The sequence below is a fragment of the Kushneria sinocarnis genome (assembly GCF_003633775.1).
Classification (GTDB): domain Bacteria; phylum Pseudomonadota; class Gammaproteobacteria; order Pseudomonadales; family Halomonadaceae; genus Kushneria; species Kushneria sinocarnis.
The window spans coordinates 1-14,263 of the sequence record NZ_RBIN01000012.1 but is presented as its reverse complement, the minus strand read 5'-3'; the positions used below and the strand labels follow the sequence as shown (position 1 = coordinate 14,263).

The 14,263-nt window shown below is 62.9% G+C and carries 13 protein-coding genes; 8 read left to right on the top strand and 5 right to left on the bottom strand.

Features of this window, described 5'->3' with window-relative positions; translation table 11 throughout:
• The first annotated feature begins 379 nt into the window (after nucleotides 1-379).
• The 5 genes from thpD to C7446_RS15865 all read left to right on the top strand — a co-directional run bounded on the left by thpD (nucleotide 380) and on the right by C7446_RS15865 (nucleotide 5,981).
• Nucleotides 380-1,321, top strand: coding sequence for an ectoine hydroxylase (gene thpD / locus C7446_RS15885; protein WP_121174097.1), 942 nt, complete (start codon nucleotides 380-382; stop codon nucleotides 1,319-1,321).
• A gap of 137 nt (nucleotides 1,322-1,458) precedes the next feature.
• The gene (locus C7446_RS15880; RefSeq protein ID WP_121174096.1) at nucleotides 1,459-2,163 is read left to right on the top strand and encodes a fumarylacetoacetate hydrolase family protein; all 705 of its coding nucleotides are present in this window, start codon (nucleotides 1,459-1,461) and stop codon (nucleotides 2,161-2,163) included.
• A gap of 193 nt (nucleotides 2,164-2,356) precedes the next feature.
• Entirely contained in the window at nucleotides 2,357-4,093 is a 1,737-nt protein-coding gene (ilvD, locus tag C7446_RS15875) for a dihydroxy-acid dehydratase (RefSeq protein ID WP_121174095.1), read from the top strand.
• A 176-nt stretch (nucleotides 4,094-4,269) separates the two neighbouring features.
• On the top strand, nucleotides 4,270-5,139 hold the full coding sequence (locus C7446_RS15870) for an SMP-30/gluconolactonase/LRE family protein (RefSeq protein WP_121174094.1): 870 nt from the start codon (nucleotides 4,270-4,272) through the stop codon (nucleotides 5,137-5,139).
• Nucleotides 5,140-5,186: 47 nt separating this feature from the next.
• The gene (locus C7446_RS15865; RefSeq protein ID WP_121174093.1) at nucleotides 5,187-5,981 is read left to right on the top strand and encodes an NAD-dependent epimerase/dehydratase family protein; all 795 of its coding nucleotides are present in this window, start codon (nucleotides 5,187-5,189) and stop codon (nucleotides 5,979-5,981) included.
• 387 nt (nucleotides 5,982-6,368) lie between these two features.
• Here C7446_RS15865 and C7446_RS15860 read toward each other — a convergent pair whose 3' ends face one another.
• A complete protein-coding gene (locus tag C7446_RS15860; protein ID WP_121174092.1) occupies nucleotides 6,369-8,312 on the bottom strand; it encodes an aconitate hydratase in 1,944 nt (647 codons plus the stop codon).
• A gap of 161 nt (nucleotides 8,313-8,473) precedes the next feature.
• Here C7446_RS15860 and C7446_RS15855 point away from each other — a divergent pair, with 161 nt between their 5' ends.
• The 3 genes from C7446_RS15855 (at nucleotide 8,474) to C7446_RS15845 (ending at nucleotide 10,090) form a co-directional block, all read left to right on the top strand.
• Nucleotides 8,474-8,986: a metallophosphoesterase family protein gene (locus tag C7446_RS15855; RefSeq protein ID WP_121174091.1), complete on the top strand. Its 513-nt coding sequence runs from the start codon at nucleotides 8,474-8,476 to the stop codon at nucleotides 8,984-8,986.
• Between the two features lie 46 nt (nucleotides 8,987-9,032).
• Nucleotides 9,033-9,764 (top strand): SDR family NAD(P)-dependent oxidoreductase, encoded by a 732-nt coding sequence (locus C7446_RS15850; protein ID WP_121174090.1) that lies wholly within the window; start codon nucleotides 9,033-9,035, stop codon nucleotides 9,762-9,764.
• 95 nt (nucleotides 9,765-9,859) lie between these two features.
• Nucleotides 9,860-10,090, top strand: coding sequence for a DUF3072 domain-containing protein (locus tag C7446_RS15845; RefSeq protein ID WP_121174089.1), 231 nt, complete (start codon nucleotides 9,860-9,862; stop codon nucleotides 10,088-10,090).
• 72 nt (nucleotides 10,091-10,162) lie between these two features.
• Here C7446_RS15845 and C7446_RS15840 read toward each other — a convergent pair whose 3' ends face one another.
• The 4 genes from C7446_RS15840 to fnr all read right to left on the bottom strand — a co-directional run bounded on the left by C7446_RS15840 (nucleotide 10,163) and on the right by fnr (nucleotide 14,029).
• Nucleotides 10,163-10,255, bottom strand: coding sequence for a cytochrome bd oxidase small subunit, CydX/CbdX family (locus C7446_RS15840; protein WP_121174088.1), 93 nt, complete (start codon nucleotides 10,253-10,255; stop codon nucleotides 10,163-10,165).
• Nucleotides 10,256-10,287: 32 nt separating this feature from the next.
• Nucleotides 10,288-11,418, bottom strand: a complete 1,131-nt coding sequence (cydB, locus tag C7446_RS15835; RefSeq protein WP_121174087.1) for a cytochrome d ubiquinol oxidase subunit II — start codon at nucleotides 11,416-11,418, stop codon at nucleotides 10,288-10,290.
• A gap of 4 nt (nucleotides 11,419-11,422) precedes the next feature.
• Nucleotides 11,423-13,009 carry a cytochrome ubiquinol oxidase subunit I gene (locus tag C7446_RS15830; RefSeq protein ID WP_121174086.1) on the bottom strand — a complete coding sequence of 529 codons (1,587 nt, stop codon included), beginning with the start codon at nucleotides 13,007-13,009 and terminating at the stop codon, nucleotides 11,423-11,425.
• A gap of 285 nt (nucleotides 13,010-13,294) precedes the next feature.
• Complete coding sequence (fnr, locus tag C7446_RS15825; RefSeq protein ID WP_121174085.1) at nucleotides 13,295-14,029, bottom strand: fumarate/nitrate reduction transcriptional regulator Fnr; 735 nt, start codon at nucleotides 14,027-14,029, stop codon at nucleotides 13,295-13,297.
• Between the last annotated feature and the right edge of the window lie 234 nt (nucleotides 14,030-14,263).

Here is a 14,263-nt window from a genome sequence, read left to right as displayed (position 1 = left end):
CCGCTGGTGTACTTCCAGGATGGACCGGTGGCGCGACGGTTTCCATTACATCCGTCAAGCCGGCACAGGATTGCTCGAAGACCGTTACGATCCGGGGCGAGGACCCGCGGGTCGATGCTCGGGTGGTCAGAATAATGTACAACTTGATCCGGGTTATGAAAGCCTCCTGGACCTTCGTCTTAACCGCAAAAGGACAACACATGTTGCGAAATACGCGACGATAGGAAACATCTATTGTTATCGGGTTGCATCAATACCTGTTTGGTCCAGGATGAGGGCTGCCATTGAAAATTGAACATTACGGGCGCTGATTGAAGTTCGGCGCCGGTTCCCGTGGGCATGGAGCCGTCGGGCCACTCATACATCCGGAGCTGATGTTATGGCACAGGTAAACGCGAGATATAACGAGCAGAAGTTCGAGCAGAATCAGCGCGAGGATTTCTACCCCACCCGCCTGAGCGAGCCGCTGGGGGTGTCCTGGCTCAAGCGTCACGACGAGGTGGTGCGCGGCCGTCATGTCAAAGGGCCGCTGAGCGAGGCGCAGCTGACCGAATTCGAGAAGAACGGGTTTCTGTTCATTCCCGGCTTTCTCGACGAGGCGGAAGTGGAAGAGTACCGGCGCGAACTGGATGCGCTGCTGGCGCGTGATGACTATCGCAATCGCGACTTCACCGTCACCGAACCCTCCAGCGACGAGATCCGCTCGCTGTTTGCAGTGCACTTCCTGTCGCAGAAATTCCACAAACTGACCGAGGACCCGAAACTGGTCGATTCGGTCCGCCAGATTCTCGGCGATGATGTCTATGTCCATCAGAGCCGGGTCAACTACAAGCCCGGTTTCGAAGGCAAGGGATTCGACTGGCACTCGGATTTCGAAACCTGGCACGCCGAGGACGGCATGCCGCGGATGGGGGCAATCAGCGCCTCGATCGTGCTGACCGATAACCACGAGTTCAACGGTCCGCTGATGCTGGTGCCGGGCTCTCATCAGGCCTTCGTGCCGTCGCTCGGCGAAACGCCGGATGACAACTACAAGAGTTCGCTGAAAAAGCAGGAAGCGGGTGTGCCCAGCAAGGAAGTACTGGCCAAGCTGATCGAGCGCAACGGCATTCAGGCCCCCAAGGGCAAGGCCGGTGGCCTGCTGCTGTTCGACTGCAACACCATGCACGGCTCGAACGCCAACATGTCGCCTGATCCGCGCAGCAACATCTTCTTTGTCTTCAACCGGCGTGATAACGCCATGCAGGAGCCGTTCGGGGCGAAGAAGCAGCGCCCGGACTTCCTCGCGCACACACCGGATCAGCGCTGGCGCGATCTGTAATCGGTCTTGCGCGCCCGAGCCGCCTGTTCGGGCGCATTCGGATGCATTACGGCGGCAGCCTGCGGGCTGCCGCCGTATTTCGTTGCATGGCCGTCAGGCGCTACATTGGCAGCTCCCCCTTCAGGAGCACTTCGCCCATGGCCTTTCCGCTCAGGTTTACCGACGGCCGTTCGGTCGGTCGACAGCTCGGCAAGATCGTCTGCATCGGGCGCAACTACGCCGCCCACGCCCGCGAGCTCGATAACGCGGTGCCCGAAACGCCACTGCTGTTCATCAAGCCGGCCACCAGTGCCGTCGCGCTGGCCGAGCCCATCAGGGTGCCGAGTGGCCGGGGCGCGGTGCACTTCGAGACCGAGCTGGCGCTATTGATCGATCGGCCGCTGAGCCACGCCACCCCCGATCAGGCGCTGGCGGCGATTGCCGGCATGGGCCTGGCACTCGACCTGACCCTGCGCGAGGTGCAGGCCGAACTCAAGCGGCAGGGCCACCCCTGGGAGCGCGCCAAGGGCTTCGATGGCGCCTGTCCGCTGTCGGATTTCGTGCCGGTGGATGGCAGCGAGGTCGCCTGGCAGCAGCTGCACTTCTCGTTGACCATCGATGGCGAGCCTCGTCAGCAGGGCGATACTTCCCTGATGCTGTTCGATGTGGCCGCCCTGCTGGTGGAAATGTCGCGCAGTTTCACGCTCGAGCCGGGCGATGTCATCCTGACCGGTACGCCGGAAGGGGTTGGGGAGCTGCCGGGCGATGCCGAACTGACGCTCGAGCTCGGCGCCTCACTGGCCGTGACGACACGCACCGTGGCCGGCGACATGCCCGGACAGGGGAGAGAAGCGCCCGCTTAAGTCACCCTTCAGGCTCTGAAAGGCGTATACTATCGTCAACGTCGTGATGCCTGACCATCACGCCGCGCTACCCGCGCATCGCTCGCGCCGACATTTCCTGCCGATCCGGGAAATGGACGCCGACTCGCAGTGCACCCGCAGTTTCGATTGTTTTCTTCCGCCCGCGCGGATCAGACGACCAGGTTAGCGACCGATGAGCCAGAACGAAGATCTCCAGTATCCTCCGCAACGCGATCCCGATGATCACACCCGTCGCCACTCCGGGCCGGTGGTCGATGGCCCCGGCAAGGCGGCAAGCCGCGCCATGCTGCGCGCCGTCGGCTTTACCGACGAGGACTTTCGCAAGCCGCAGATCGGCGTGGCGTCCACCTGGAGCCGGGTGACGCCCTGCAACAGCCATATCAACGTACTGGCCGATGCCGCCAGTGATGGCGCCGACGAGGCCGGTGGCAAGGGCGTGGTCTTCAATACCATCACCATTTCCGATGGCATCGCCAACGGCACCGAGGGCATGAAGTACTCGATGATCTCGCGCGAGATCATCGCCGACTCGATCGAGGCCGTCTCCGGCTGCGAGGGGTTCGATGGCGTGGTCGCGATCGGCGGCTGCGACAAGAACATGCCCGGCTGCATGATGGGGCTGGCGCGGCTCGATCGCCCGGGCATCTTCGTCTATGGCGGCACCATCCTGCCCGGCGAGGGGCATACCGACATCGTCTCGGTGTTCGAGGCGATGGGCGCGCACTCGCAGGGGAAAATGGATCTGATCGACGTCAAGCGGATCGAGGAGACGGCGATCCCCGGGCCGGGCTCGTGCGGCGGCATGTACACCGCCAATACCATGGCGTCCGCCATCGAGGCGATGGGCATGAGCCTGCCCAACTCCTCGGCGCAGAACGCGGTCTCGCAGAACAAGCAGGATGACAGCCGTGCCGCCGGCGAGGCCGTGATGAACCTGCTGAAGCTGGATATCAAGCCGTCGGACATCATGACCCGCCAGGCGTTCGAGAACGCCATCACCGTGGTCATCGCGCTGGGCGGCTCGACCAATGCCGTGCTGCACCTGATCGCCATCGCCAATACCATCGGCGTCGAGCTCTCGCTTGATGACTTCACCGAGATCGGCAAGCGGGTACCGGTGGTGGCCGATCTGCGCCCCAGCGGCCACTACATGATGAGCGAGCTGGTAGCGATCGGCGGCATTCAGCCGCTGATGAAGAACCTGCTCGAGGCCGGCCTGTTGCATGGCGACTGCCTGACCGTGACCGGCAGGACGCTGGCCGAGAATCTGGCCGATGTTACGCCCTATCCGGATGAGCAGCGGATCATTGCGCCGCTGGATCGCCCGGTGAAGTCGCAGAGCCACCTGCGCGTCCTCTACGGCAACCTCGCGCCGGAAGGCTCGGTGGCCAAGATCACCGGCAAGGAAGGCACCCGCTTTACCGGCACGGCGCGGGTATTCGACTCCGAGGAGGAGGCTCAGGCCCGCATCAACGACCTGACCGTTGCGGCCGGTGATGTGGTGGTGATTCGCTACGAAGGGCCGAAGGGCGGCCCCGGCATGCGCGAAATGCTCACCCCTACCTCGGCGATCATGGGCCGGGGGCTGGGCAGCGAGGTCGCGCTGATCACCGATGGCCGCTTCTCCGGCGGCAGTCACGGTTTCGTGGTCGGCCACGTCACGCCGGAGGCGTTCAACGGTGGGCCGATCGCGCTGATCGAGAATGGTGACGAGATCACCATCGATGCCGAGGAAGACGTCATGACGCTGCACATCAGCGACGAAGAGATGGCGCGTCGGCGTGATGCCTGGCAGCGGCCGAAGCCGCGCTATACCCGCGGCGCGATGGCCAAGTATGCGCGCACCGTCAGCTCGGCCTCGCTCGGTGCGGTGACCGACCTGCCGGACGCACTGGGCGAATCGCTGTAGGCCTTTGCCGCGTGATCGGCCCGTTACGGCGCCCTGCGGGGCGCCGTTTTCGTGAGTACCCACCACACCGAAAGTCGGGTGGTGGTGCCACGGCCATCGTGGCAGGGTTGTGTGTTGTCATACTTCAAAATGAACGTTCGATCGGCCAGACCGGCCGATACTGATGGGATGCGCCCATGTCATCGCTTCGCGCTGTCGAATGTGAGGTCCTGGTCGAGGGCCTGGAAATTCCGGAATGTCCCGTCTGGCACGCCCCCAGCCAGTCGCTGTTCTTCGTCGATATACCCGCCGGTACGCTCAATCGCTGGCATCACCGCGAGCGCCGCCGGGAGACGTGGCCCCTGCCCGAGCCGCTCGGCTGCTTCGCCCTGATCGATGAGCACCGCTTCATCGTGGGGCTGGCCAGCGGGCTTTACTGGTTCGATACCCGCACCGAGCAGCTGGCCTTTCTGCATGACCCCGAACCGGGCAAACACCGCAATCGCATCAATGACGGCAAGGTGGGGGCCGATGGTCATTTCTGGTTCGGTACCATGAACCACGACGGCGAACCCGAGGCCGGGCTCTACCGCTTCTCTCCGGAAGGCGAGTGCCAAACCGTGCTGACCGGTCTGAAGACCTCCAACGGCCTGGCCTGGTCGACCGATGGGCGGCGGGTGTTCCACTCCGACAGTCGCGGCCAGTACGTGCAGTGCTTTGACTACGATGAGCACGGCGAGCCGGGTGAGCCGCGGCGGCTGTGCCAGCTTGGCGAGGCGGATGGTCGTCCCGATGGCGCCGCCATGGACTGCCGCGACCGCTACTGGAGCGCCGGCGTCTCGGCCAGCTGGCTCAATCTGCTGGATGGCGAAGGACGGCGGCTCGAGCGCATTCAGCTGCCCTGGCCGAAGCCCTCGATGCCCTGCTTCGGGGGCCCCGACATGACCACCGTGTTCGTCACCCAGCTGGCCACCGAGCAATCGCCGGGGCGGCTGATCGTCTTCGAGGGCGATTCACCCGGTACCGAAGTGCCGGCCTTTCAGCCGCGCTTTACACCGCCCGCCTGATCGGGCACCGCACCGCCACAGGAATATCGACAGGGAGAGGAGCCGCGATGGAGGTCAAACGTGTACTGCTGACCGGAGCTGCCGGTCAGCTGGGGGTACTGGTCAGTGATTACCTGATCCGCCGGCTGGAAGCCGGGGAGCTCGAGGCCGTGACGCTATCGGATGTCCAGCCGGTGACCCGCGATCATCCGCAGGTGCGCTGCGTGCAGTGTGATCTGGCCGATGAGCAGGCGGTGGACGCCATGGTGCAGGGCGTCGATGCCATCATTCATCTCGGCGGCATCTCGGTGGAGTCGGACTGGAAGAGTCTGACCCGGGCCAACCTGATCGGCTCGATCAACCTCTGGGAGGCCGCCCAGCGCCGCGGGGTCGACCGCATCCTCTTCGCCAGCTCCAATCACGCGGTAGGGCGCTATTCGAGCGATGAGGTGATCGACCACATGGCACCGGTACGCCCGGACAGCCGCTATGGGGTGACCAAGTCCTTCGGCGAGGATCTGGCCTGGCTCTACTCGGCGCGGGGGGATGTGCGCAGCTTCTGCATTCGCATCGGCAGCTGTCTGGCCGAGCCGAAGACGGTGCGCCATTGCAGCACGCTGCTGCAGCATGATGATTTTCTGCAGCTGCTTGCCATCGGCCTGGCCGGCGATTATCGCTTCGAGGTGGTGTTCGGGGCCTCCGACGTGCCCCGGCCGTACTGGGACAACCGCAATGCCGAGCGGCTGGGCTATCGCCCGCGGTTTCATCCGCAGGATTTCGAGCGTTTCGAGCTGGCCGATGACGAGACCACCTACGTGGGCGGGCCCTTTGCCGTCGGTAAGATCGACGTGCCGGCGCTCTGAAGCAGGAGAGGTTTCGGCGATTGATGGGGATGGATCGCGACTGAAGTCGCTCCTACGGGAGCATTACGGCCGCCTCTCGTTAAAGGAGCGACTTCAGTCGCGAAAGGAAGCGTCCACCCGGGCTGAACCTGAATGCCATACCCGTTGCAGGAGTGACTTCAGCCTCGAAGGAAGCGTCCACTCGGACCGAACCTGGATGCCATACTCGCTGTAGGAGCGACTTCAGCCTCGAAGGAAGCGTCCACCCGGGCCGAGCCTGGATGCCATACTCACTGTAGGAGCGACTTCAGTCGCGAAAAACTGATCACGGCTGAAGCCGCCCCTGCAGCAGGGGCACCGTGACAGGTCACTCACTGCCTTGTCCGCGGTGCCCGGCCCTTTGGGCGCTCAGCGCTTGCCCTGCTGCTTCATCCATTCGATCAGACCGCCGGCCTGCAGCACCTCGATCTGGCGTTTGGAGAGCCCGTGTCGCAGGGTAATGCTGCGCTCACCATCGTTGACGCTGACCTTGAGCGTGTCACCGGCACCCAGCGCGTCGTAGATGTTCTCGAAGGCCAGCCGGTCGCCGCTTTCCAGTGCATCGTAATCCTCCTGGCTGTCGAAGGTCAGCGGCAGCACGCCGAAGTTGACCAGGTTCTGCCAGTGGATGCGGGCGAAATCCAGCGCAACCGCCACCCGCAGGCCCAGATAGCGCGGTGCGATGGCGGCGTGTTCGCGGCTCGAGCCCTGGCCGTAGTTGCCGCCGCCGACGATGATGTGATCGCCGGTATCGTGAGCCTTCTGCGGGTAGTCGTCATCGACGCCGCGGAAGCAGAAGTCCGAAATCCGCGGGATGTTACTGCGATAGGGCAGGGCCTCGCCGCCGGCCGGCATGATCTCGTCGGTGGAGATATCATTGCCCACCTTGAGCAGCACGGGGAGCGTGAAGCTCGCCTCGAGCGGCTCGAAACTCGGCAGCGATTCGATGTTGGGCCCCTTGATCAGATCGACCCGGCGCGCCTTCTCGACCGGCTGGGGCTCGATCAGGGTACGGGTATTGATGATCGGATCATCGGGGTTCTCGACCCGGGGATAATCGAAGTCGAGCGTGCGCGGATCGGTGATTTCACCCATCAGCGCCGAAGCCGCGGCGGTCTCCGGACTGCACAGGAAGACGTGATCCTCGCGGGTGCCCGAGCGGCCGGGGAAGTTGCGCGGCACGGTGCGCAGGCTGTTGGTGTCGTTGGCCGGCGCCTGACCCATGCCGATGCAGCCGTTGCAGCCGGCCTGATGCAGGCGGGCGCCTGAGCCCAGCAGGCTGAGGATATGACCATCGCGGGTCAGCGATTCCAGGATCGAGCGCGAGGTCGGGTTGATCTCCAGCGACACCCGATCATCGATGGTGCGCTCCTTCACCATTTCGGCCGCGATGGCAAAGTCGCGATAACCCGGGTTGGCCGAGGAGCCGATATAGGCCTGCGACAGCGCCTCACCGGCCACTTCGCGCACCGGTACCACGTTGCCCGGGCTGGACGGGCGGGCGATCAGCGGCTCGAGTTCGGAGAGGTCGATCTCGTCATGTAGATCATACTCGCAGCCTTCGTCGGCCTTCAGCTCGCTCCAGTCCGCTTCACGCTGCTCGGCGCGCAGGAACGCCCTGACCGCTTCATCGGAGGGGAAAACGCTGGTGGTCGCGCCAAGCTCGGCCCCCATGTTGGCGATCACATGGCGATCCATGGCGGAGAGATGCTCGAGTCCGGGACCGTAGTATTCGATGATCCGACCGGAGCCGCCACTGACGCCGTGGCGGCGCAGCATTTCGAGGATCACATCCTTGGCGCTGACCCAGTCCGGCAGTTCGCCGGTCAGCTTCACGCCCCAGACCTTCGGCATGCGGGTATAGAAGGGTTCGCCGGCCATTGCCATGGCGACATCGATGCCACCGGCGCCGATGGCGAGCATGCCGATCGACCCGGCCGCCGGCGTATGGCTGTCCGAGCCGAGCAGGGTGCTGCCGGGCTTGCCGAAGCGCTGCTGGTGGGTGGGGTGGCTGACCCCGTTGCCGGGGCGGGAAAACCAGACCCCCAGTCGTTCGGCGGAGGTCTGCAGAAACAGGTGATCGTCGGGGTTCTTGTTGTCTTCCTGGATCAGGTTGTGATCGACGTACTGGGCCGAGACCTCGGTCTTGACCCGGTCCAGCCCCATGGCTTCCAGCTCCAGCATGACCATGGTGCCGGTGGCATCCTGGGTCAGGGTCTGGTCGATCTTCAGGCCGATCTCCTCGCCGGGCGTCATCTCGCCCTTGATGAGATGCGACTGGATCAGCTTCTGCGTCACGTTGAGCGCTGCCATGATCTCCTCCCTTGAGCTTTATGGTGCGTCGGCCGGATGTCGTCGGGCGAAGTGCGCCACGGACCGGACGCAATGTGTCATCACGGTTATTCTTCAGTGTAGAAAGACGTGCCGCCGTTGACCTGCATCGATTGCCATTCATCGGAAACCGGAAGAAGCTCATGACGCACGCGACCGAGTCACCGGTAGTGCTGACCACTACCCGACCGATCGGGGTGATCGCCGATACCCATGGCCTGCTGCGCGAGGAAGCTGTCGCCCTGCTGGCGGGATGTGATCCGATCCTGCATCTGGGAGATGTGGGCGATCAGGCGCTGCTGGCGCGTCTGGCGAACATGGCCCGGCTGTATACCGTGCGCGGCAACATCGACACCCAGCCCTGGTGTGCATCGCTGCCGGATACCCGCGATCTGAGCGTCAATGGCTGGCAGCTGCACCTGGTGCACGACAGGGCTGATTTCGATCCCGCCACGCCGTGCGATGCCATGTTGCACGGGCACTCGCACAAGGCACTCAACGAGTGGCGGGATACGCCCGATGGCCGCCCCCGGCTGTGGTTCAATCCCGGCGGTGCCGGCAAGCGACGCTTTCGTCTGCCGATCACGCTGGGTCGACTGTGGGCCGAAGAAACACGGCTGCGTCGTGCCATCCTTCATCTGCCAATGAACGACTGAGACCGCTGCTATGCTGGGCCGGACAGGTTCTTATCAGGAGCGCAGCATGGATGATCTGACAGGACGGATCGCACTGGTGACCGGCGGCTCGCGGGGCATTGGTCACGAGACTGCCGTAGCGCTGGCGCGCGCCGGCTGCGATGTTGCCATCAATTTTCTTCATTCCGATGAAGCGGCCGAGGCGGTGGTCAATGAGATCGAGGCGCAGGGGCGCCGGGCACTGGCGGTCCGGGCCGATGTCGCGGTGGGCGAGGAGGTCAATCGACTGGTGGATGAGGTCGAGGCCCAGCTCGGCGGGGTCGATATCCTCGTCAACAATGCCGGCATCAATCCCATCTACCCGCTGGACGAGATCGACGAGGCGCGCTGGCAGGAGACCCTGCAGGTCAATCTGACCTCGGCCTTTCTGGCCAGCCAGCGGGTGATTCCCGGGATGCGCGATCGCGGCTGGGGCCGGGTGATCATGATGTCGTCGATTGCCGCCCAGTTCGGGGGCGTGATCGGCCCGCACTATGCGGCCAGCAAGGCCGGCATGCTGGGGCTGATGCGCAGCTATGCCGGACAGCTGGCCGATCAGGGGGTGACCGCCAACGCCATTGCACCGGCGCTGATCGAGACCGACATGATCCGCGACAACCCGAACATCACGCCCGAGCTGCTGCCGGTGAAACGCTTCGGCCGCTGCGATGAGGTGGCCGAAACCGTGCTGCTGATGGCACGCAACGGCTACATCAACGGGCAGACCTTCAATCTCAACGGAGGCTGGGTGATGAGCTGACGAGCGCTCGTTACACTCCGTGACCTGACAGCGGCCGGTTTCGAGACTATATATCCATACAGTTATCAGAGTGTTCACCGAGCAGCGAGGTCAGGATGACGGACGAGACGAAGGATGCGGCCAGTGAGCCCGAAAGCAGCAATCAGGAGAAGCGTCCCGATCACTGGGCAACCGGGGACGAGGCCATGACCGGCGCGCAGAAATCCTATCTGCAGACGCTGTGTGAAGAGGCCGATGTCGAGTTCGACGAGACGCTCAGCAAGGCGCAGGCGTCGCGCTGGATCGACGAGCTGCAGTCCCGCACCGGACGCGGCCGCGATCACTGAAAGGTGCCACCAGCAGTATGACGACAGCGGGCCCGGCATATGCCGGGCCCGCTGTCGTGTGACGATCCGTGCTCAGCGGAAATCGCGTTTTTCCAGCTTGATGACCACCAGGATGGTGGTGCCGCAGGCCACGGCCAGCCCCAGCGCCCAGATCAGATACCACATGAGCATGCTCCTTCAGTCAGGGGACCCCGGGTTCAGTAGAGTCCGTGGGCATCGCTTTCGATGTGCTCGACGGTAATGCGTCGCCACATCCGGATATAACACCAGCTGGTATAGGCGAGGATGATCGGCACCATCACCAGCGCCACCCAGAACATGATGCGCAGCGTAAGCTCGCTCGAGGTGGCGTCCCACAGCGTCAGACTGGCCTGCGGCGCGAGGCTTGAAGGCATCACGAACGGGAACAGGGCCAGCCCGGCGGTGGCGATGACCCCCGCCATCGACAGCGACGTGGCCACGAATGCCTGACCGCCACGGCCCGCGCGTGCCAGCCCCGCGGCCACCAGCGCGCCGGCCACGGCCAGCAGCGGAGCGATCCACATCAGCGGATTGCCGAAGCGGGCAAGCCAGCTCTGCGTGCTGACCTGCTTGTCGAGCAGGTGCATGGCGGCATTGGTGTTGCCGATGCTGTCCAGGTGGTAGCCCATGCCGCTGGCGCTGACCCAGAAGCCGGCCAGGGCGAACAGCGCGATCAGGGCCAGCGCGGCCAGCTGCACCACGCGTCCGGCGCGTTCGGCGACGGCGCGATCGGCCCGGGCCAGCAGCCAGGCGCCGCCGTGCATCACGATCATCGCGACCGAGATCAGGCCGCACAACAGGGCGAAGGGATTGAGCAGGCCGAAGAAGCTGCCGTCATAGAAGGCGCGCATCATGTCATCGACCCGGAAGGGCACGCCCTGCAGCAGGTTGCCGAAGGCCACGCCGAACACCAGCGTCGGCACGAAGCTGCCGAACCAGATCAGCCGATCCCACCAGCCGCGCCAGCGGGGCGATTCGATCTTGGAGCGGTAGTCGAAACCGACCGGCCGGAAGAACAGCGCCAGCAGCACCAGCAGCATGGCAAAGTAGAAGCCCGAGAAGGCCGTGGCATAGACCGGCGGCCAGGCGGCGAAGATGGCGCCGCCGGCAGTGATCAGCCACACCTGGTTGCCATCCCAGTGCGGCGCGATGGTGTTGATCACCACCCGGCGCTCGTTGTCGCTGCGACCGATCAGCGGCATCAGGATACCGGCGCCCATGTCGAGGCCGTCGGCGATGGCGAATCCGATCAGCAGCACGCCGATCAAAAGCCACCAGATGAGCTTGAGCATTTCGTAGTCGAGCATGATGTCAGCCTCCGATCGCCGGGGAAGTGGTGCCGTGCGTCCGGTCACCTTCGAAGTGATAGCGCCCGGTATGCAGGCTGGAGGGCCCCTGGCGGGCAAAGCGCAGCATCAGCCACATCTCGACGATGAACAGCCCCGTATAGACCACCACGAAGCCGGTCAGGCTGATCCAGAGATCGCGGGCGGTCAGCGATGACGTGGCCAGGAAGGTGGGCAGCACCTCGCCGATCGCCCAGGGCTGGCGGCCGTATTCGGCCACGAACCAGCCACACTCGACGGCGATCCACGGCAGCGGGATGGCAAACACGCAGAGCCACAGGGCGCGGCGGTAGTTCATCACCGTGCGGCGCACACTGACCCAGGTGCCGAAGGCGAAGACCAGCAGCATCAGCAGGCCGCAGGCGACCATGATGCGGAAGGTGAAGAACAGCGGCGCCACATTGGGGATGGTATCCAGGGCCGCCTGATGGATCTGCGCCGGGGTAGCGCTGGCGGGATCCTCGACATAACGCAGCATCAGCATGCCGTAGCCGATATCGGCCTGGTGCTGCTCGATGGTCTGGCGGATCGCCGGCGTGTCATTGCCCTCGCGCAGCTGCTGCAGTGCCGTATAGCCCCGGATGCCGCTGATGATGCGCTGCTCGTGCAGCTCGGTGAGTTCGTTGAGGCCGATGACCTGCTCATCCAGCGAACGGGTGGCAATCAGCCCCAGCAGCCAGGGGATCTGAACGGCATAGTCGTTCTGCCGGGTCTCCTGATTGGGCAGCGCGAACAGGGTGAAATCCGCGGGAGCGGCCTGGGTTTCCCATTCGGCTTCGATGGCGGCCAGCTTGTACCGCTGCACGTCACCCACTTCATAGCCGGACTCATCCCCCAGCACCATCACCGACAGCACCGCAAACAGGCCGAAGATCGAGCCGACGGCAAAGGAGCGCCTGGCGAAGGCCTGATCCCGCCCCTTGAGCAGATACCAGGCACTGATGCCGACCACGAAGAGCGCGCCGGTGCAGTAGCCGGCTGCCACGGTATGCACGAACTTGACCTGGGCGACCGGATTGAAGATGACATCGGCAAAGCTCTGCATCTCCATGCGCATGGTTTCGAAGTTGAACTCGGCGCCGGTGGGGTGCTGCATCCAGCCGTTGGCGATCAGGATCCAGAGTGCCGAGAAGTTGGACCCGATCGCCACCAGCCAGGTCACCACCAGGTGCTGAATCCGGCTCAGCCGCTCCCAGCCGAAGAAGAACAGCCCGACGAAGGTGGATTCGAGAAAGAAGGCCATGAGCCCTTCGATCGCCAGCGGGGCGCCGAAGATATCGCCAACGTAATGCGAGTAGTACGCCCAGTTGGTGCCGAACTGGAATTCCATGGTCAGCCCGGTGGTGACCCCGAGGGCGAAGTTGATGCCGAAGAGCTTGCCCCAGAAGCGGGTCATGTCACGGTAGATTTCGCGGCCGGTGGCGACGTAGGTCGTCTCCATGATGGCCAGTACGAAAGCCAGTCCCAGTGTCAGCGGGACAAAAAGGAAGTGATACAGCGCGGTGAGGGCGAACTGCCACCTCGACAGCGCGACGAGCGACTCGGAAATCATGTCCCGGACCCCTTGTCGAATGATCCCCTGATGTCCCCGTGTCAGCGAGCGCGTTGTGCCGGTTCTGTCGCCGGCTGTTCGAGTTATCGCGTACGAGGGCACCACCTGAAAGCCCATGCGACTTTCATGGCCATTTTACGGCCGATATGAAGAATCCCTATAGGGCAGTTTGTCGCATGCGCTTATATATAATGAATTGCTGTTTCAAAATAAAAAACCCATGTTTTGGAATTTTCCAATCAAACGATGGGTTGTGGTACTGATGGAAAGCAATCCTGTCGTTTTTCAGGGTGAACCGTTTTCGGCAAGTTTATATAATAATTGTGGCTGCAATATTTGAACGTCGCGTCCCCTGATGGCGACCAGATGATTGTCCCTGAAGCGCTTGAGCACCCGGCTGACCGTTTCAAGAGCAAGGCCAAGATGATTGCTGATATCGGTTCGTGTCATGGGAAGCCGATAGGTTTTTGAAGAGTGCCCGCACCTCTGAAAGCGCACAGCCAGATTGATCAGAAAACCGGCAATACGCTCATCGGCCGTCTTGCATGACAGCAGGCGAATCAGACGATGATCCTCTTTCATCTCACGGCTCATGCTGCGAAATAATTGACTACGCAGCTGTGGTATCCGTTCGGCCAGCGTCTCCAGATGGCTGAAGGGGATTTCACAAATACAGGTTGTCTCCATGGCATGGGCATAACCGGTATGGTAGCCATCGTCGATACCATCGAATCCCACCAGTTCGCCGGGCAGAAAAAAATGGGTGATCTGCTCATTGCCTGCATGATCAAAATTGACCTGTTTGAGGCTGCCGGAACGAATGGCATAGACGTTTGAAAAATGATCGCCTTGTCTGAAGAGACAATCGCCTGTCGCCAGCGGGGGGCGTCTTTTGATAATGGCATCAAAGTGATCCAGCTCACCGGTTTTCAACGACACTGGCAGACATAGCGAACTCAGGCTGCAGGTCTGGCAATGTGCGCCATGAGAACAATAAGGGGTGGCCGACGCAATGGTCATGATTTCATTTCCGTGAGGAGTTCATCGCGCATTCGAAAGGATCTTGTAATAAACAATGATAATGGATTTTCTCTCTGCAGAATTCTCGCTGAAGGTATCAAATTGACTCAGGTAGTGTCACTTGGACACTGTCGACAAGGGAAACGCTGCATAAATCCCGCCGCAGCTGCCTGATCGCCATCGGCGGGGTAGAATCTGGCTACCCTGTCACCACCTGACCGAGCTACCCGATGA

Bases quoted from the DNA above. Each gene is read 5' to 3' on its own strand.
- thpD (WP_121174097.1), top strand. From the start codon at position 380: ATGGCACAGGTAAACGCGAGATATAACGAGCAGAAGTTCGAGCAGAAT.
- C7446_RS15880 (WP_121174096.1), top strand. From the start codon at position 1,459: ATGGCCTTTCCGCTCAGGTTTACCGACGGCCGTTCGGTCGGTCGACAG.
- ilvD (WP_121174095.1), top strand. From the start codon at position 2,357: ATGAGCCAGAACGAAGATCTCCAGTATCCTCCGCAACGCGATCCCGAT.
- C7446_RS15870 (WP_121174094.1), top strand. From the start codon at position 4,270: ATGTCATCGCTTCGCGCTGTCGAATGTGAGGTCCTGGTCGAGGGCCTG.
- C7446_RS15865 (WP_121174093.1), top strand. From the start codon at position 5,187: ATGGAGGTCAAACGTGTACTGCTGACCGGAGCTGCCGGTCAGCTGGGG.
- C7446_RS15860 (WP_121174092.1), bottom strand. From the start codon at position 8,312: ATGGCAGCGCTCAACGTGACGCAGAAGCTGATCCAGTCGCATCTCATC.
- C7446_RS15855 (WP_121174091.1), top strand. From the start codon at position 8,474: ATGACGCACGCGACCGAGTCACCGGTAGTGCTGACCACTACCCGACCG.
- C7446_RS15850 (WP_121174090.1), top strand. From the start codon at position 9,033: ATGGATGATCTGACAGGACGGATCGCACTGGTGACCGGCGGCTCGCGG.
- C7446_RS15845 (WP_121174089.1), top strand. From the start codon at position 9,860: ATGACGGACGAGACGAAGGATGCGGCCAGTGAGCCCGAAAGCAGCAAT.
- C7446_RS15840 (WP_121174088.1), bottom strand. From the start codon at position 10,255: ATGTGGTATCTGATCTGGGCGCTGGGGCTGGCCGTGGCCTGCGGCACC.
- cydB (WP_121174087.1), bottom strand. From the start codon at position 11,418: ATGCTCGACTACGAAATGCTCAAGCTCATCTGGTGGCTTTTGATCGGC.
- C7446_RS15830 (WP_121174086.1), bottom strand. From the start codon at position 13,009: ATGATTTCCGAGTCGCTCGTCGCGCTGTCGAGGTGGCAGTTCGCCCTC.
- fnr (WP_121174085.1), bottom strand. From the start codon at position 14,029: ATGACCATTGCGTCGGCCACCCCTTATTGTTCTCATGGCGCACATTGC.